Here is a 16,963-nt window from a genome sequence, read left to right on the forward strand (position 1 = left end):
CTTGTGCGTTGATGGTATCAAACGGTCACGACGGCGTGCCGCTTGGAGATGCAACACGATGTTTCGATGCGGCGGGCGTCATCTGTACTTCACTGGAACAACAACGCGCGGGGTGGGGCGATGGAGACGATACGCGGGTCGGACGATCGCATGGTCGATGCGCGGCGTGTCGCAACGTATGCCGCAGCGGCGCTCGTGCTGCAATTGCTGTGCCTCGTCGTCTGGGCGGTCCGCTATTACCGGTTGCACGACCGGTCCGCACCGATGGTCGGGTCGGACTTCGCGATATTCTGGGCGACGGCGCGGGTCGCGCTGGAGCACGGCCCGACGGCGATTTTCTCGCCGCAATGGATCCAGCCGATCGAGGCCGCGCTCCGGCCGTTCGATAATTTCGCGCCCTGGCCGTATCCGCCGACCTTCCTGCTCGTCGTCATCCCGTTCGGCCTGCTGCCGTTCGTGCCCGCTCTCGTGCTGTTCGGCGTACTGGCGATCGTATGCTACGCGGCCGTCGTCGCGCGGCTGACGCGCCCGCTCGACGGCCAGTGGCGGATAGTGGTGGCCGCATTTCCGGGCTTCATCGGCGCCGCGCTCTCGATGCAGAACGCGTTCCTGACCGTCACGGCGGCCGCAGCGGCATTGCTGCTGTTGCGATCGCGTCCGGTCATCGCCGGCGCTTGCATCGCGATCCTGGTGGTGAAGCCGCAATACGGCGTGCTGTTCCCGCTGGCGCTGATTTGCGGGCGGCACTGGAAAGCGCTGGTGTCGGCGGGCTTGTTCAGTGCCGCGATCGTCGCGACCTCGGTGGCCGTATTCGGATTGCAGGCGTGGACCGCGTTTCTTGCGTTCCTGCCCGCATTCAACCGCAGTGTGGTCGAGCACGGCGAGACGCTGTGGCGCGGTATGCCGTCGCTGGTCGGGGGCGCGCGGGCCGCGGGCCTGTCGGTCCAGCTCGCGTACGGCGTGCAGATGTGCGTCGCGGTGGCTGCCGCCGCGGCCGTCGTGTACGTCTGGACGCGGCGCGCGGCGCGCTTCGAACTGCGCGCGGCGGCACTGGCCGCGGCGACGCTGCTGGTGCAGCCGTACTACATGTATTACGACCTGCTGTGGCTGGTGTTGCCGCTGACCTTCCTGTTGCTCGACTGCCGGAACGTCCGGCCGAACCAGCTCGAATCGGTCGTGCTGGCACTCGCGTGGATCGCGCCCGCCCAGGCATTCGCCGCGGTCATCGCCGGCACGATGTGGCCGGTTGCGGCCGCGGTCCTGATGGCGGTGCTGGCGATGGTCGTACGGCGCGCGTCGGATTCGACACGGTTGCGCGCCTGACGACGCGCATCTGCCTCGGCTGCCCGCCGGTGCATGGCCATTCGGCCGTCTTTTTCATCGCCTCGATTCGGCTTACCGTGCACGACAGCAGTTCGACGCGTCGGGCCAGCGGCGGAGCGAGGGGCTTTCTGCCGCCTGCTGCCGGCGGCCCGCGCCGACTTCCGGCTTCCATCTGGTCGTCACGATGATAGCAATGCTTGCAATTCACCGGCACGGCGCTATCATTGATAGCAATCTGGATGGAGGTACCTATGGCAAATCTTCTGGTGCGTAACGTGGATGACAGTATCGTTCAGAGCCTGCGCGAGCAGGCCGCGGCCAACGGCAGGAGCGCCGAGGCCGAACATCGGGCCATTCTGGCCGAGGCGCTCGGCCGGCCGAAGCGACGGACATTCGCGCAAGTGCTGATGAGCATGCCGGACGTCGGCGAAGACGCGGATTTCCAACGTGTTCAGGATTCCGGCGAGGTCAGGCGTGTTTTTGATTGATACGAACGTCATCAGCGAGATCAGAAAGGGCAAGCGAACCAACCGCGGCGTGCGCGCATTCTTCAGGCAGGCGGCGGCCGACGCGAGCCCGCTTTACCTGTCGATCGTGACGGTGGCCGAACTGCGGCGCGGCGTCGACCTGATCCGTCATCGCGGCGATCACCCGCAGGCGTCGGCGCTCGAGGCATGGATGGCGACGATCCTGTCCGGCTATGCGTCGAACATCCTGCCGGTCGATATCGAGACCGCCCAGATGTGGGGCCATTTGCGCGTGCCCGATCCGGCCCATGCCCTCGACCACCTGATCGCGGCCACCGCGCTGATCAACGATCTGACGGTCGTCACCCGCAATGTCGACGATTTCGCTCGCACCGGCGTCCGGCTGCTGAACCCGTTCGATTGATCGAAGTCGCGGGCATCGCGGCAACCGCCCAGCTTCCCGTCTTCTCCGTCGCGCCTAGCCCGTTCCACCGGGCTTGCGCGGAGCACCCCTCCGCGCCCCGATTTCCACCCGCTCCCGCCAATTCCCCCTCCGCCTCCCGTCCCAACAGACGACGTGCCGCCATCCCCGACCGGCCAGAATCCTTTCACGAACAACGGATTCTGAACCTGGAGGAGGCCGGCATGATCGATGTCCGTGCGCTCGGCTACGTCGTCGTCGAGGCGACCCGCGTCGATGCGTGGCGCCGCTACGCGCAAGACGTGCTGGGCATGCAGGTGCTCGACGCGCCCGACGGCGCGCTGTACCTGAAGATGGACGAGCGCGATTTCCGCTACGTGATCGTCCCCGGCACGACCGACCGCTATTTCGCGTCGGGCTGGGAACTACCCGACGGCGCCGCGTTCGACGCCGCGCTCGCGACATTGCAGCAGGCGGGCGTCGAAGCGGTGCGTGCCACGCGCGACGCGCGTACGTGAAGGAAGCGCAGCGCGCGTTCTACGAGTACGTCGACATCTGGCACAGCAAGACGCGCATCGACAACCCGCTGCTGTGCGAGGGCGACGGGCCGCTGTACCAGATGCGCGACTGGTATTCGAAGTTCTACCGGGACGCGGCCGACGTGCGGCCGTCGAGCGTGCCTGCAAGGCGTTCGAGATGACGATCCGCGACGGCGGGACGCCCCCGGCGCTGCATCACGTGAACCGCGGTAACGGCGGCGCGCGGCAAAAAAGGGGAGGGAATCGTTACTCTCTCCCGATTGCCGCCGAGGCCCGCCAGGCAAGGCGGACACGCTGGCACGCGCGTTGGTCGTATCGAAAAGAGCTTGACGGATCGGCCGGTACCGCGTAGTGTCCGAGACCGAAGTCTTCAAGAAGTTCGATTGCTCATCATTGGCCGCACTGCACATTGTGCGGCAGTCGTTGGTCTCTCCCTCTTTGATTCTTTCTGTGCCCGTTGCGGGCGCTGTTCTCAATCGTATTAAGGAAGTATTTGTGGATACCGGTACCGTCAAGTGGTTCAACGAAACCAAGGGTTTTGGTTTCATCTCCCCGGATAACGGCGGCGACGATCTGTTCGCCCATTTCTCTGAAATTCGCGGCACGGGCTTCAAGACCCTGGCCGAAGGTCAGAAGGTCAGCTACGAAGTGAAGCGTGGCCCGAAGGGCCTGCAAGCGTCGAACATCACGCCGCAGTAAGCCGTGTCGGCAGCGGCCGCCGAATGGCGGCCGCTGCCGGACGGAGCTCGCGCGGATGCCGGCCCTAGCCGGTGTCCTGCGCGTTCCGACGCACACGACCGATGCATCGCGGTACACACGATGCATCGGTCGTGTGCTTCCCTCATTCATCGCAGGTCCGTACGACGTGCGATTCAACGCCCTCGCGAAGCGCTCGCCGCGTCGCCAGCGGCCCATGCTGCAACCCGTAGGCCGTCGCCATGCCGCACATGGCACGGTCCCGACTTTGCGCGGTGCTGATCGCACCGCCGCCACTGACCGCCCGACCGCCGCAATGCGCCGGGCTCCGATTGCAAGACGGGCCCGTCGCCCGTCTGAACGAATTGAAACCCGGCATCCTGCCGGCGGCCGTCCCGTTGCGGGCCACGGCGCCGGTGAGCTCGCCGTGGCCGCGGTCATTTACCTTCTCTGGAGGAATTGGTTTGGCAAAAGAAGAACTGTTGGAACTGGACGGAATCGTCGACGAAGTGCTGCCGGACAGCAAATACCGTGTCACGCTGGAAAACGGCGTCGTGGTTGGCGCGTACGCGTCGGGCCGCATGCGCAAGAACCACATCCGTATTCTCGCGGGTGATCGTGTGACGCTGGAACTGTCGATGTACGATCTGACGAAGGGGCGCATCAACTTCCGTCACAAGGACGCGAATTCGACGCGTCCGCCGCGCAGCGGGCAACCGCGTCGCTAAGCAGTAACGGTCGGGCGCGCAACGCTGCTCCGATCGAAACCGTCCGGCCCGCTCATGCGGCCGGGCACACCGGATGGACGGCGTGATCAGCGCCGTTCGTCGGTCGTCGGCGGCGGTGCAGTGCCGCGGCGGCCAAGGTCCTCTTTTCCGGTCGCGCTGCGTGTACAACGCTCGAGCGGCCGCGTCCCGCAGGAACTCATCGACGAGCGTCGCGAAATGCGACCGCGCCGGCTTGCGCGTCAAGCCGCCCGCGGACCGCGACGACGCCGGCCGATGCCATCAAGCTACGCAGATTACGCCGCCACCGCCCGCGCTCGAACCATCGTCAGCGCAGCATCCTCGATCATGTCCTCCTGGCCGCCGACGAGCCGTTGCCGGCCCAGTTCGACAAGAATGTCGCGCGCCGCAGTCGACGCCGGCTACGTATCGAATGACTACCAGGTCGGCCAGACCGGCAAGATCGTCGCGCCGCAGCTGTACATCGCGGTCGGCATCTCGGGTGCGATCCAGCATCTGGCCGGCATGAAGGATTCGAAGGTCATCGTCGCGATCAACAAGGACTCAGAAGCGCCGATCTTCAGCGTGGCCGATTACGGACTCGTCGGCGATCTGTTCACGCTCGTGCCCGACGCAACCGCGGTGCTCTGAGCGATGCCGCTGTTCGAATTCAACGGCATGCGCCCGCGCGTCGATCCGTCCGCATACGTTGATTCGAGCGCGGTCGTGATCGGCGACGTGACGATCGGCGCGCGCTGCTACATCGGCCCGCATGCGAGCTTGCGCGGCGATTTCGGCGCGATCGTCGTCGACGACGGAAGCAACGTGCAGGACGGTTGCGTGCTGCACGTCGGCATCGGCGAGACGTGCCGGCTCGGCATGAACAGCCACATCGGCCACGGTGCGATCGTGCACGGTGCGACGCTCGAACCGGACACGATGATCGGGATGAACGCGGTCGTAATGGATGGCGCGACGATCGGCGCAATGGCGATCGTCGCCGCGTGCGCGTTCGTGAAGGCCGGCTACGAGGTGCCGCGCGGCGTGCTGCTCGCGGGCGTGCCGGGGCGCGTGGTGCGGCGGCTGCGCGACGCGGAGATCGCGGCGAGGGCGAATGGCACGCGGGTTTATCAGCAACTCGCAGTGGATTGCCTGAAGACGCTCCGGTAGATCGACGACGCGTAAGCGGCGCTTGTCGACGGCGCGTCGTTCAAGTCATGTCACGTCATGTCACGTCATGTCACGTCACGACCCACGCGTGCCGAACGCCCGCGATATAACCGCACGAATCCGCTCCCCGTATTCAGGATCGACGATCAGCGCGATCGTGTGAGGTTCGGACATGGGTTTCCTCGGGGTTTATGCGGATGGCGAATCGCTGTCGTGCATGCCGGTCATGACGTTCGCGCGGGATCGATTGCCTGATGCGGCGTCGTTGTCTTAAGATCGGCGTCAGATCAGCCTACCGCCTCCGGCGCCGAATGAAAACGACTATACCCCTGCGCGTCGCCGTCATCGCTTCGGCCTTCGCCGTCTATCACGTATTCATGCACGTCCAGTGGGTTGTCAGCGGTTGCATCGAATTCCTCCACGGCCGGCATTGCAGCTTCGAGAACAGTGCGAATTTCGAGGCAATGATGGACTTCGACCTGCTTGTGACTTGCGCGTGGGTCGCGGGCGCGGCGATGGCGTGGTTCTCCGTCGCACGCGCACCGAAGAAATCCAGCTAGCCGCCGCGGCATCGCGCCGCCGCTCATTGCATGCGCGCCGGCGCCGGTCGGTCGTGCAGGAACGCGAGCGACAGCGCCGCTAAACCGCAGCTCGCGATGAGCATCAGCAACGCACCCTTGCCGGCGTGCACCATCACCCAGCCGCCGACCGACGGAAAGCCGAACGTGCCGATGAAATACGACGCGACGAACCACGTCAGCACGCCGTGCTGTTGCGGGGCCGGGCAATCGTTGAGCGCCTGCGCCTGGATGACCGGATACACGAGCCCGTAGCCGGCGCCGAGCAGCACCGCCGCGATCGACTGGAACGACGCGTGCGCGGACGCGCCGAACATCGCGAGCGCCCCGAGCAACATCGTCACGAGCAACCCCTTGGTCGCGAGTTCCGGACGCGCCATTCGCACCCATTTGCCGAGCAGCCAGCGCGCGGTCACCACCGTCACCGTGTAAAGGCTGAAGAATGTGCCTGGGCGCGCTTGCGTGCCTTGCATGAACGACATCTGGAACGTCATCAGGCCCGAGAACACGCAGGTGCCGAGCGCGATCATCGCGATCGGCACGGCTGCGCGCGTGCGCGAGATGGCGCGAAGGTCGCGCACCCAGCGGCCGCCGGACGCGGCGGCGGGCGGGCGCGGGCACAGGCGGCCGAACGCCTCCAGCATCAGCGACGCGAGCGCGCATAGCGCGCCGACCACGTAAAGCGTGTCGTCGATCGACCAGTGGAGCACCCGCATCGCATACGCGGCAAATGCCGGGGCTGCGCCGATGCCCGTCATCTGGAAGGTGGACGACCGGAAGAACCAGACGTTTCGCGCAGCGCCACTGGTGCGCTCGGCGAGCGACATCGGCGCGGCCAGGTGAAACGCGCCCCAGCCGAAGCCGACCAGGAAGCCGGACAGCAAGTCGGCGGACGGCGCGCGCCCCACGAGTGCGAAGCCGACGATGCCGGCACCGATGCACAGCGACGACAACGCGGCGATCCGCGCGGCGCCGATCTGCCGCGAGAACCAGCCGACCACCGACAGGCCGGCGAAGGTACCGACCGTCGCGGCGGCCAAGGCCGCACCGGTATCGAGATCGCTGCCGCCGATCATGCGAAAACGCATCGACAGCAGGAACGTGGCGCCGTAGCCGCCCGCGGTAAGCAGGGTGCCGACGAGAAAGAGCAATGCACTATGAACGCGCATGACAGCCAACCGGGGCGACGACGGTCGGGGAGTGGTCGATTGCGAGACAGTATGGACCAGGACCGATGCGGAATGCCCGCATTCGTGGCGATGCAAAAGGGGCGTCGGCTTTTGTCCGACATAGGCCGAACATGAACGATTGCACGTGTCATTGCGCGCCGCGGGGACGCTGTTTTTACCGACATTCGACGGGCATCGCACTTATTTTGCTTTCCCCCGTGGGGTGCACTAGATTCGAAACGTTACGTATGCCGACCGCGCGAGGTGAAGCCATGACGCCGTGGGAGATTCAGGGAACCGAACTAATGAACTGCAATTGCTCATACGGTTGCCCCTGCCAGTTCAATTCGCTGCCGACGCATGGCAATTGCGAAGCAATGGGTGCGATTTCAATCGACAGCGGTCACTACGGCGACGTGGTGCTCGACGGCGTGCGGATCGCGGTCGTATTCCAGTGGCCGGGGCCGATTCACGAAGGCCACGGCCGCTGTCAGCCGATCGTCGACGATCGCGCGAGCCCCGCGCAATGCGAGGCCGTGCTGAAGATCATGACCGGTCAGGATACCGATCCATTCGCGACGATGTTCTCCGTGTTCGCGTCGACGCTCGAGCAGGCATACGATCCGATCTTCGCGAAGATCGAGTTCGACGTCGATGTCGATGCGCGGCGCGGCCGGATCAGCGTCGACGGCGTATTCGACATCGTCGGCGAACCAATCCGCAACCCGGTGACGGGCGCCGAACATCGCGCACGGATCGACCTGCCGCACGGCTTCGAATACGAGCTGGCCGAGATCGGTTCGGGTACCGGCCGGTCGCACGGCAACATCGAGCTGGATCTCAAGGGCAGCTACGCGCAGTTCGCACGGCTGCATCTGAACAATCACGGGCTGATCCGGCATCGCGTCACGGCATGATCCCCGTCGACGATGTTCTCGGGCGCGAGCGCGTCGTCACGCTGCTCGGCTTGACCGCGCTCGCCGGCGCGTGCTGGGCCTACCTGTGGACGGGGGCCGGCACCGGCATGTCGGCGCTGGACATGACGGCGGTCGCACTGTTCCCGCATCGGCTCGCCGACGACATGGGCGCGATGGCCCCGTCGCTGGCGACCGTGATCCTGATGTGGTGGGTGATGATGATCGCGATGATGACGCCCGGCGCGGCACCGCTCGTGCTGCTGTACCGGCGCGTGCTGCGGCATCACGATCCGGCGGGCGGCGGATCGGCATTCACGTCGACGTTCCTGCTGGCCGGCTATCTGGCATCGTGGTTCGCGTTCTCGGTCGTCGCGGCCGTGCTGCAGATGCTGCTGCAGCCTGCCGGCCTGATCTCCGGGATGATGCTGTGGTCGAAGAGCGCTGTGCTCTCCGCGATCGTCCTCGCGCTGGCCGGCATCTACCAGTTTTCGCCGCTGAAACAGGCCTGCTTGCGGCAATGCCGGTCGCCGGTCCGATTCCTCACGACGTACTGGCGGCCGGGCATCACCGGCAGCTTCCTGCTCGGCGTGCGCCACGGTGCGTATTGCGTGGGCTGTTGCTGGCTGCTGATGGCGCTGCTGTTCGTCGGCGGCGTGATGAACGTCGTGTGGATTGTTGCGTTGTCGCTGTTCGTGCTGATCGAAAAGGTGCTGCCGGGCGGCGAGCGCATCGGCCGCGCGCTCGGCGTCGTGCTGATTGCGTGGGCGGTCGCGACGTTGCTGGTGTAGCGGCGCGCATTCGTCATTCGCCGCAGCCGGGAGAATCCCGATGAAGACACGATGCATCGTCATCTCCGTTTTTGGCGCGATGGCCGTTGTGGCCACGCCGGTGCGCGCGGCCGGCAGCATGTCCGGCATGAGCATGGGCGACATGAAGATGGCCGCGTCGAATGCGGCGCTGACCGATGCCGAAGTGAAACGGATCGATGCCGCGCACGGCATGGTGACGCTGAAGCACGGCGCGCTCGAGAACGTCGGGATGGCGCCGATGACGATGGCGTTCAAGGCCGGCGACCCGGCGATGATCGATTCGCTGCACGTGGGTGACAAGGTCAAGATAAGGGTCGAGCGCGTGAACGGCACGCTTACGATCGTGACGCTTGTGAAACGGCCGTGATGCATGTCCGGTGCGATCGGTGCCGGGGGCGACTGTGACGGATGGCTCGTCGTCGGCATGTGCACTTACCTTTCCCACTGCACCGAAGTGTCGGCCGCCGGTTCACGCATCGCCAATTCGTCACCGAAATGACCGGCGGGCTCGTGATGTTCGATTCGACGCCATTGCAGGTATCGTCGCAGTCTCGTGCCGATGCTACGTAACGTGCTCCCCGTGTTACGTGAACGTTCGGTGGCGATGCGAAGCGGATCTAACGGGTGGGTTTCAGCCCGCAAGCCGCACGTCCTGCGTGGAACGGCCGCCGGGAGGGCCCGATGCGCAGCGATCGCGGAATTGCGGCGACGCCGATCATGGTGGCATGAGAGATGCTTGTCGAATGCATTGATCAGAAAAAACCGACGAGGGCATCCATGCATCGCCATTTCACCAGAACCGGCGTCGCGCTCGCCGCGATCGCTGCGGCATGCACGCTGGCCGCGTGCGGCGGCGGCGACATCACCGCACCGACCGTGGCCGCTAATAGCATCGGCACGAGTACGAGCGTGACCGGTGGGATTAGTGGGACTAACGGAACCAGCGGAACTAACGGGACTAGCGGGACTAGCGGGACCAGCGGGACCAGCGGGACCAGCGGGACCAGCGGAACCAGTGGAACCAGTGGAACCAGCGGCACAAGCAGCGGCACCATCGGCACGACGAGCGGCGGTTGGGGCACCAGCGGCGCGCCCGGCACGAACGGTGTCGTCAGCACGGTCGGGCAGATCGTGATCGACGCCGGCACCACGGTCGGCGACGTGACTTTGCCGGGCGTCGGCAAGAGCCTCACTGCGGGCCCGGGCGCGACCATCACAGGCGTGGGCTCGATCATCCGCGACACGGCGAACGCGGTGAGCGGTGGCATCAGCCAGATCGGCATCACGCCGGACCCGGTCGGCAGGACAGTCACCGGACTCGGCACCGTCGTCAGCTCCACGGGCAATCCCGTCCTGGGCCTAAGCGAGACGGTCAGGGCGCTCGGCGCGGGGCCGCTGTCGCCGCTCGCACCCATCACGACGCCGGTCGGCGGCCTGCTCGACACGGTCGCCCACGGGCTGCAGTCGGCGGGCGCCATGGTCGGCTCGACCGTGTCGTCAGGTCCGGTGCAGCAGGCGACCCGGACGGCCGGCTCGGCGATCACGCCACTCGTGACGACGGCCGGCAACCTCACCCAACAGGTCGGCACAGCGACCGGCCTCGGTCAGCCTGCCGCCGGCCTGCTCGGGCAGGTCGGCGCGGCGATCACCTCGGCCGGAACGAAGGTGTCAGCCGCGTCGTCACAGCCGGTCGTCGGCGATGTCGGGCAACTCGTCCGAGCGGTCGGCGATACGGTGACCAACGCGGGCGGTCTCGTGAATCCGAACGGAGCAAACGGCGTCGCGCCGGTGGCAGGCCTGCTGACGAGTGTGGTTGGCGGGATACCGGCGACCGTGCACAACGGTCCCGGCACCGGTACGAGCGGCGGTGCGACGTCGGGCGGTACGAGCAATCCGCTCGCGCCGGTCACGTCGCTCGTCGGCGGCTTGCTCGGCGGAGCGGTCGGCAGGTGACGGGGCCGTACTGACCGTCAGCGCGCCCAACCGGCGCACGGCGCGTCGTCAACGCCATGGCGGCACGAACGAATCGCCGGCCCGAACCGCGTGTGCTAACCCGGTTCATTATCGGAATCGCGGTCGGGCTTGGCGAAGTTCAACTCGACGCCATTGCCGGCCGGGTCGGCGAAAAAGAGCTGGAGCTGCCTCGTGAGCGGCACGTACCTGCGCGAGTACCGGACCTGCGCATCGGTGAGACGCCGTTCCATGTCGGCGGCGTTTTCGCATGAAAACGCCATGTGGTCGAACGTATTGACGACGTGCGATGGCCGTACCTCGCCGGGCCGCGCTTCCGACAGGTGGAGGATTGCCTGCGTTCCCGCGTAGAGCCAGTAGCCCGCGCTCTGGAACGGTGGGCGATAGCCCTGCTCGAGGCCGACGACGTTCACATAGAAATCGCGCAGCGTATCGAGCGTCGCCCGATCCGTGCGCAGGTTGTAATGATTGATTCCGATCACTGACATGGCAGGTTGTCCGGTTCGTGCAAGGTGCGCAGGGCACAGCATCGCGCGGCGCGGGGCATCGTGTCACCCCCGACTACTTTGACCGCGGCAGCCGGACGCGCAAGCCCGCGCGCCGGCAGCGGCGTCGACATCACGATCGACGTGCGCGTTTCGCCGTACAGGTTGATCGACTCTCCGCTACTCACGGTGCGCCAAGACGATCGCGACGAATCGCATCCCGTAGGAACCGGTGCCGGTCACTCTTTGCTTCTATGCGATTGTTCCGGCGGGCGGCGTTTCTGTTCCGCTCAGGACCACGACACGGTGGTTGAACGACTCACCAACGTGCAGCCGCATGTCACACGATGTCCATGCAACGCAACCGGAGCGCCGCCGATCATACCGTTCGCGTCGCCCTCAGCGATCGTCTGCGTTCCATGCTCCTGACATTCGACCGTATCGCCTTTGCGGGCAATCGACTTACCGTCTATCACGTCGGCATTCGAACCTGTCGTAACGGTGCCGCCGTGCGGCGCGAGCGTATCACCCGCCACAATGACCTGACGAACCACTTGTATTTTCCTTGTGCGTGCGGCGGCGTGAAGGCCCCGTGCATTTACATTCCAATTGCATGGATGCCGGGCATACCGGTTTCGGCATTCGGACTGCCGAGGTACGTCCATTGCACGTCTGTCATGGCGACATCGAGGAAACTGTCTCCGGCATGCGGAAATGCCCCGCCTTTCTCGACGAACGTTTGACGATTCCATCGATTGTAAAGCGTTGCCATCGGGTGCTCTGCAGCCACGTGACCTTGCCATATTCCAGTTAGCGGGCAACGATGTTGACCGGTGCATTGGACTGGCGAAGCAGGCTCGGGGACTTCGCGCAGCAGCCCGGTTTCGATCATGTGCTTCATAAAATCGTACCGTTGCGGTGGGAGCGGATAGGCTTCGCCAAGGTAATGCCACTGCACCCGGTCTGCTGTCAGCCAGTCGAATGACGGCGCCCCAAAGCGTTCGCCGACTTGATAGCGCTCCGGTGTGTTCTGCCGGGCGGGAATCAAGTCGGCCTTGGAGGTCGATGCCGGACCATACAGCGCGAGCCAATAGCCGTCGAGCAATACTGGATCGTTACCCGTGACGACCATCGTGCTTTCTTCTCGTGCCGCCACGGCATACCTGCTCGGAATGAATTCCCGACCTTGCAGCGCCATACTCTTCTGCGGTTTGGCGGGCGCGGTCACAGCCTTTGCGCCGTCAATCAATGTCTGTACTTTGCCATCCCATTTCGGTAACGGGGCGGGAGGCAACGGAAGTACCTTGTCGAGATTCGGCAGCTTCAGGCGGCCCTGATAAAACTCCAGCGCATCCCCGAGCTTGCTGTAACGTTCAGCGCGTGCCTTGTCGATATGGCCGACTAAGTTGGTGCCATCAGCAAGATCCATTCCATCGAATTCAGTAAAGAGCTTATTTGCGCACTCGACAGATCCTAACTTGACGCCTTCATGAAGGACCTTGAGTGCACGCAGCCTCGCGTCGGCAGTTTGCGGCCTCGCGTAGACATGTCCTAACTCTTTCGCTGCATTTCCATATCCTTGAGTAAGCGCACATTCCAGCATTTGCGTTGCAATAGGCAGATTGCCCCAGAATTCACCGCCCGGGTCGTCATGTGCCGCATCCGTCTTTGTCCCGATAAATGTTTGTGCGGATGGACTGCCCATATCGGCAGCGCGCTGGAAGAAGGCATAGGCACTGGTGGCATCGCCGCCCTTGACCAGCCCATTCTGATGGTAGATGCCCATCATGTCGTAGGCGTCAGGCACGCCCAGTTTCATTGCCTTTTCCACCCAGCGGATGGCGGTTTCCGGATCGTGGGTTGGCGCTCCCTGACGGTCGCTCAATATCATCGAGGCGATATTAAGCATGGCCTTCCAGTGATTGCGCTCGGCGGCCTGCATGTAGAGTTGATAAATCTTCCCGTAATCTCGCTTGTCGTAATCGATGTTTGGGTTATCGAGCGCCAGCGCCTGCTGAAACCACAATTCAGCCTGGGGATCGACAGGCGGTACATGTTGGTCCTGATACACGCATGTGAAGGTCTTGCGATGCGGGTTGAACAACGGCAGTTTTTCGTAACGTGGCAGGTCGGACATGGATGCACTGACCTTGCTGGTCTGTGCTGTAAAAGGGCTGGCCTGCGAATCAGCGGCCAGCACACAGAGGCTGGCGAATAGAACTCGCAGAATGAGTCCGATGAATTTCGCGTTGGATCGATTCATTTCAGGTAAGGGTCAATGTGCCTGACGTCGACGGAATGGTCACTTGGGCGTGCATCGTGCCTGTGGCGCGGTGAGCCTCAAACGGAAGTAGAAAACCCTTGAGCGCTCGTGTCACCCCCGACCGCCTTTGCTCGCGGCAGCCGGACGCGCGAGCCCGCGCGCCGGCAGCGGCGTCGACATCACGATCGACGTGCGCGTTTCGCCGTACAGGTTGATGCGCTCGATCAGTTGCTCGAGGTGCGCCATGCTGACCGCGATGAACCGCATCACGTAGGAATCCGCGCCCGTCACGTGATGGCACTCGACCACTTCGGGAATCGTCTCGAGCAGCTTCAGAAATTTCGCCTTCGCCGGCTGCGGCACCGTGATGCCGATCAGCGCGCTGACCGGGTAGCCGGCCGCCGCCGGATTGACCCGCGCCGTGTAGCCGTCGATCACGCCGGCCGATTCGAGGCGCTTCACGCGTTCCGTGACCGCCGGCACCGACAGATGAACCTGGCGCGCCAGCTCCGTATAGCTGATGCGGCCGTTGGCCTGCAGCAGCGCAAGTACCTTCCAGTCGAGTTCGTCCATCGCGGCGGAGTTTTTAAGGTGAAGCCGCCATTTTTCCTTAAAAACCGCCTTCAGCGGCGACCGGACTTTCCCTACGATGCGGTTGAAGCCACGGGAAATCGCGAGGAGCCGGCCATGCTGTTCATCAAGTCCGTCGTGATGGGATTGTCGATCGCGGTGCCGGTCGGCCCGATCGGGATGCTGTGCATCCAGCGCAGCCTGAGCCGAGGCTTTCACGCGGGATTCGCCACCGGCATCGGCGCTGCGTGCGCCGATGCGGTCTACGGGCTGCTCGGCGCGCTGGGCGTCGCCGGCATCGTCACCGCGTTTCCGATGCTGACCGCCGCGCTGAAAATCGGCGGCGGCGCGTTTCTCGTGTGGCTGGCCTGGACCATCGCGCGGCAGGCGCCGGCCGCATCGGCGGCACGGCGCGACTTGCCGCGCATGACGGTGCTGCGCGATTTCCTGACGACGTTCGGCATGACGCTGTCGAATCCGATGACGATTCTGTCGTTCGTCGGGATTTTCGCGGCGCTCGGCCCGCTGACCGGCACGCATGAGGTTGCGATGGGGCCGACGGTCGCGCTGATGGTCGCCGGCGTGTTCGTCGGCTCCGCGACGTGGTGGCTGTGCCTGAGCAGCGCGACCGCCGCGTTGCGCACGAAGATGCCGCTGACGTTCATGCACGGGCTGTCGCGCGTGTCGGCCGTCGTGATCGCGGTGTTCGGCGCGGTCCAGTTGATTGCGGGCGTACACGGCATCGTGTGGTCCTGACGCGAACCGCGGTGCGATCGGACGCCCGAACCCGACGCCCGCGACCGCCCCGATCAGAACGTATAGCTGACCTTACCGAACGCGGTGCGGCCGAGCGTGTTGTAGCCGTACGCAGTCACGTACTGACGGTCGAACAAATTCGACAGCGACGCCGACACCGTCAGGTGCGCATTGATCTTGTACGACGCGCGCAGGTTCACGGTCAGATACGACGGCAGATACGTGGCATTGGCCGGATCGTCGAACGTCGTGCCGCCGTAGTTCAGCGATGCGCCGGTGCTCAGTGCATGCAGATGCAGTTCGTCCCACGTGTGGTCGATGTTCACGCTGACCGTCTGGCGCGGCCGGCGGTTGAGCCAGCTGCCGTTGGTTTCGTCCTGCGGATCGAGAATCCCCACCGCGATGCTCACCGGCGTCGTGCGGCCGATCGTGCCCTTGTACGACAGGTCGATGCCGCGGATATGCGCGCGGCCGATGTTCATCGGCGAGAACGTCGCCGGGTTGTACGCGATCAGGTTGTTGACGCGCGTATCGTAGATCGCGGCGCTGAACGTGCCGTACGCGGTGTTCGCTTCGAGCGCGGCTTCGACCGAATCGCTGCGCTCCGGATTCAGGTTCGGATTGCCGTAACCGGGGTAGTACAGGTCGTTGAACGACGGCAGGCGGAATGCATTGCCGTACGACACGCGCGCCGTATAGACCGGCGTGATCGCCCACGACAACGCGGCGTTGCCGGTGTTCACGGTTTTCCCCGCGATGATCTCGTGACGGCCCGCGACGAACATCGTCACGCTGCCGAGCGTCGCCGACTGATGCAGCGAGAACGCGGAATCGTTGCGCGTGCGCACGCCGTCCGGCACGTCGATCGGCAGGAACGCCTGCTCGCGCGTGAAGTCGTACGCAACCTTCGTCTCGCCCGACAGCGGCAGGCCGAACAGGTGGAAGCCGTGCGCCTGATGGGTCAGCGACGTCGACGAACTGATGCGCTGCGAGTCGATCCGGTCGGTCCGGATGGACGGGTCGCTCGCATACAGGAACTGGCGGTCGTTCGCATAACCAAACGACTGGTCGAACTGCGTGTCGGGCGTGACGTCGAGATGGAACGCGATGCCGGTCGTCAGCTGATGATCGAGCTCGCGGTTCGCAAAGCCGGCGTTGTCATAGGACAGGTCGGAGCGGTGATACAGCGCGAACGTCGAGATCGACCAGTTATCGCGCGCGTAGCCGAGGCGCGCATCGAGATCCTGCGCGTGATACGGATTGCGGCCGTCCTCGTGGTATGGCAACACGGGCCGCGTCGCGTCGATGCCGGCGGTGTTGTACGAGTGCAGGCCGAGCGAGTAAGTGAGTCCGCCGAGCGCGGCCAGCGGCCCGGTCGACGGCACGGTGCCCGACGTGCGCAGCTGCGTGTCGAAGGTCTTGTTCGAGCCGCCGCCGAACGACACGCTCGTCTGGTTGGGTTGCCCGGCGGCACGGCGCGTGAACAGCTGCACGACGCCGCCCATCGCGTTCGCGCCGAACGATGCGGCGGCCGGCCCCGAAATCACTTCGACGCGCTCGAACGCTTCGGTCGGCAGGTCGGCCCACGGCGCGATGCCGGTGGTCGGCGACCCGATCCGGATCCCGTCGATGAACACCGCGACCTGGCTGGCCGACGAGCCGCGGATGCTGACCGACGCGGACGAGCCGGGGCCGCCGGTCTGCGAGACGGTCACGCCCGGCAGCATCGCGAGCGCCTGCGTGATGCTCGGCTCGCTCGGCGACAGGCGGTCGAGATCGGCGCGCGTGAGCACCTGCGTCGTCGCATAGCGCTGGTCGAACGATTCGGGCAGGTGCCGCGTGTCGGTCACGGTGATCGCCGGCAGGTCGGTGCCATCGGCGGGCTGGCGCGGCTGCGTGAGCGCCGTGTCGCCGGCAGCATGGGCGATCGGGGAGAGCAGCGCGGTGGCGGCGGACGTGGCGAGAAGGTGGCGAAGATTCATGAGGCGGCGAGCGTGATCGTGTTGCAGGTACGGCGTGAGCGCGCAAAGACGCCGCGCATGACGGGGGCGCCACGGCGCGACGCTTCCGGCGTGGAAGCGGATGCGGAAAGGTTGGACATCTG

General features: G+C 65.1%; 19 protein-coding genes and 4 pseudogenes. 15 read left to right on the forward strand and 8 right to left on the reverse strand.

Features of this window, described 5'->3' with window-relative positions; all coding sequences use genetic code 11:
• Positions 1-120 precede the first annotated feature (120 nt).
• The 7 genes and pseudogenes from FFI87_RS22800 (at position 121) to infA (ending at position 4,174) form a co-directional block, all read left to right on the forward strand.
• On the forward strand, positions 121-1,323 hold the full coding sequence (locus FFI87_RS22800; protein ID WP_138848926.1) for a glycosyltransferase family 87 protein: 1,203 nt from the start codon (positions 121-123) through the stop codon (positions 1,321-1,323).
• Positions 1,324-1,574: 251 nt separating this feature from the next.
• Complete coding sequence (locus FFI87_RS22805; RefSeq protein WP_006753828.1) at positions 1,575-1,811, forward strand: FitA-like ribbon-helix-helix domain-containing protein; 237 nt, start codon at positions 1,575-1,577, stop codon at positions 1,809-1,811.
• Positions 1,798-2,214, forward strand: coding sequence for a type II toxin-antitoxin system VapC family toxin (locus tag FFI87_RS22810; RefSeq protein ID WP_186381761.1), 417 nt, complete (start codon positions 1,798-1,800; stop codon positions 2,212-2,214). The genes FFI87_RS22805 and FFI87_RS22810 overlap by 14 nt, the downstream gene beginning before the upstream one ends.
• Before the next feature lie 221 nt (positions 2,215-2,435).
• Positions 2,436-2,729 (forward strand): hypothetical protein, encoded by a 294-nt coding sequence (locus tag FFI87_RS22815; protein WP_249185575.1) that lies wholly within the window; start codon positions 2,436-2,438, stop codon positions 2,727-2,729.
• Positions 2,720-2,952, forward strand: a pseudogene (locus FFI87_RS22820) (3-ketosteroid-9-alpha-hydroxylase); the annotation flags it as partial. The gene FFI87_RS22815 and the pseudogene FFI87_RS22820, both read left to right, overlap by 10 nt.
• Positions 2,953-3,245: 293 nt before the next feature.
• The gene (locus FFI87_RS22825) at positions 3,246-3,449 is read left to right on the forward strand and encodes a cold-shock protein (protein ID WP_006751843.1); all 204 of its coding nucleotides are present in this window, start codon (positions 3,246-3,248) and stop codon (positions 3,447-3,449) included.
• A gap of 461 nt (positions 3,450-3,910) precedes the next feature.
• A complete protein-coding gene (gene infA / locus FFI87_RS22830) occupies positions 3,911-4,174 on the forward strand; it encodes a translation initiation factor IF-1 (RefSeq protein WP_006751842.1) in 264 nt (87 codons plus the stop codon).
• A 293-nt stretch (positions 4,175-4,467) separates the two neighbouring features.
• On the opposite strand, the pseudogene FFI87_RS22835 reads toward infA, so the two are convergent.
• A pseudogene (locus tag FFI87_RS22835) lies at positions 4,468-4,578 on the reverse strand (4-hydroxy-2-oxovalerate aldolase); the annotation flags it as partial.
• Here FFI87_RS22835 and FFI87_RS22840 point away from each other — a divergent pair.
• The 3 genes and pseudogenes from FFI87_RS22840 to FFI87_RS22850 form a co-directional block, all read left to right on the forward strand.
• Positions 4,571-4,822, forward strand: a pseudogene (locus FFI87_RS22840) (electron transfer flavoprotein subunit alpha/FixB family protein); the annotation flags it as partial. The pseudogenes FFI87_RS22835 and FFI87_RS22840 sit on opposite strands and share 8 nt — an antisense overlap.
• A gap of 3 nt (positions 4,823-4,825) precedes the next feature.
• A complete protein-coding gene (locus FFI87_RS22845; protein ID WP_138848924.1) occupies positions 4,826-5,341 on the forward strand; it encodes a transferase hexapeptide repeat family protein in 516 nt (171 codons plus the stop codon).
• Between the two features lie 311 nt (positions 5,342-5,652).
• A complete protein-coding gene (locus FFI87_RS22850) occupies positions 5,653-5,901 on the forward strand; it encodes a hypothetical protein (RefSeq protein WP_012366135.1) in 249 nt (82 codons plus the stop codon).
• 23 nt (positions 5,902-5,924) lie between these two features.
• Here the strand turns inward: FFI87_RS22850 and FFI87_RS22855 are convergent, their stop codons facing one another.
• Positions 5,925-7,088, reverse strand: coding sequence for an MFS transporter (locus tag FFI87_RS22855; RefSeq protein WP_138848923.1), 1,164 nt, complete (start codon positions 7,086-7,088; stop codon positions 5,925-5,927).
• 272 nt (positions 7,089-7,360) lie between these two features.
• Between FFI87_RS22855 and FFI87_RS22860 the strand changes: the two genes are divergently transcribed.
• The 4 genes from FFI87_RS22860 to FFI87_RS22875 all read left to right on the forward strand — a co-directional run bounded on the left by FFI87_RS22860 (position 7,361) and on the right by FFI87_RS22875 (position 10,767).
• Complete coding sequence (locus tag FFI87_RS22860; protein WP_138848922.1) at positions 7,361-8,005, forward strand: DUF1326 domain-containing protein; 645 nt, start codon at positions 7,361-7,363, stop codon at positions 8,003-8,005.
• Complete coding sequence (locus FFI87_RS22865) at positions 8,002-8,793, forward strand: DUF2182 domain-containing protein (RefSeq protein WP_138848921.1); 792 nt, start codon at positions 8,002-8,004, stop codon at positions 8,791-8,793. Before FFI87_RS22860 ends, FFI87_RS22865 begins: the two co-directional genes overlap by 4 nt.
• Positions 8,794-8,833: 40 nt before the next feature.
• Positions 8,834-9,181 (forward strand): copper-binding protein, encoded by a 348-nt coding sequence (locus FFI87_RS22870; RefSeq protein ID WP_138848920.1) that lies wholly within the window; start codon positions 8,834-8,836, stop codon positions 9,179-9,181.
• Positions 9,182-9,591: 410 nt separating this feature from the next.
• Positions 9,592-10,767 carry a collagen-like triple helix repeat-containing protein gene (locus FFI87_RS22875; protein ID WP_138848919.1) on the forward strand — a complete coding sequence of 392 codons (1,176 nt, stop codon included), beginning with the start codon at positions 9,592-9,594 and terminating at the stop codon, positions 10,765-10,767.
• Between the two features lie 95 nt (positions 10,768-10,862).
• On the opposite strand, the gene FFI87_RS22880 is transcribed toward FFI87_RS22875, so the two are convergent.
• The 5 genes and pseudogenes from FFI87_RS22880 to FFI87_RS22900 all read right to left on the reverse strand — a co-directional run bounded on the left by FFI87_RS22880 (position 10,863) and on the right by FFI87_RS22900 (position 14,106).
• Positions 10,863-11,273: a VOC family protein gene (locus FFI87_RS22880; RefSeq protein WP_138848918.1), complete on the reverse strand. Its 411-nt coding sequence runs from the start codon at positions 11,271-11,273 to the stop codon at positions 10,863-10,865.
• An 86-nt stretch (positions 11,274-11,359) separates the two neighbouring features.
• Positions 11,360-11,513 (reverse strand): annotated as a pseudogene (locus tag FFI87_RS34930) (AsnC family transcriptional regulator); the annotation flags it as partial.
• A gap of 47 nt (positions 11,514-11,560) precedes the next feature.
• A complete protein-coding gene (locus tag FFI87_RS22890; RefSeq protein ID WP_138848917.1) occupies positions 11,561-11,824 on the reverse strand; it encodes a PAAR domain-containing protein in 264 nt (87 codons plus the stop codon).
• Positions 11,825-11,868: 44 nt separating this feature from the next.
• Positions 11,869-13,533 (reverse strand): tetratricopeptide repeat protein, encoded by a 1,665-nt coding sequence (locus FFI87_RS22895; protein WP_261378644.1) that lies wholly within the window; start codon positions 13,531-13,533, stop codon positions 11,869-11,871.
• A 111-nt stretch (positions 13,534-13,644) separates the two neighbouring features.
• Positions 13,645-14,106: an Lrp/AsnC family transcriptional regulator gene (locus tag FFI87_RS22900; protein ID WP_012366127.1), complete on the reverse strand. Its 462-nt coding sequence runs from the start codon at positions 14,104-14,106 to the stop codon at positions 13,645-13,647.
• 114 nt (positions 14,107-14,220) lie between these two features.
• On the opposite strand from FFI87_RS22900, the gene FFI87_RS22905 reads away from it, so the two are divergent.
• The gene (locus FFI87_RS22905) at positions 14,221-14,859 is read left to right on the forward strand and encodes a LysE family translocator (protein WP_138848916.1); all 639 of its coding nucleotides are present in this window, start codon (positions 14,221-14,223) and stop codon (positions 14,857-14,859) included.
• A 53-nt stretch (positions 14,860-14,912) separates the two neighbouring features.
• Here FFI87_RS22905 and FFI87_RS22910 read toward each other — a convergent pair whose 3' ends face one another.
• Complete coding sequence (locus FFI87_RS22910; protein WP_138848915.1) at positions 14,913-16,841, reverse strand: TonB-dependent receptor domain-containing protein; 1,929 nt, start codon at positions 16,839-16,841, stop codon at positions 14,913-14,915.
• Positions 16,842-16,963 lie beyond the last annotated feature (122 nt).

This window comes from Burkholderia sp. KBS0801 (genome assembly GCF_005937855.2).
Lineage (GTDB): Bacteria > Pseudomonadota > Gammaproteobacteria > Burkholderiales > Burkholderiaceae > Burkholderia > Burkholderia ambifaria.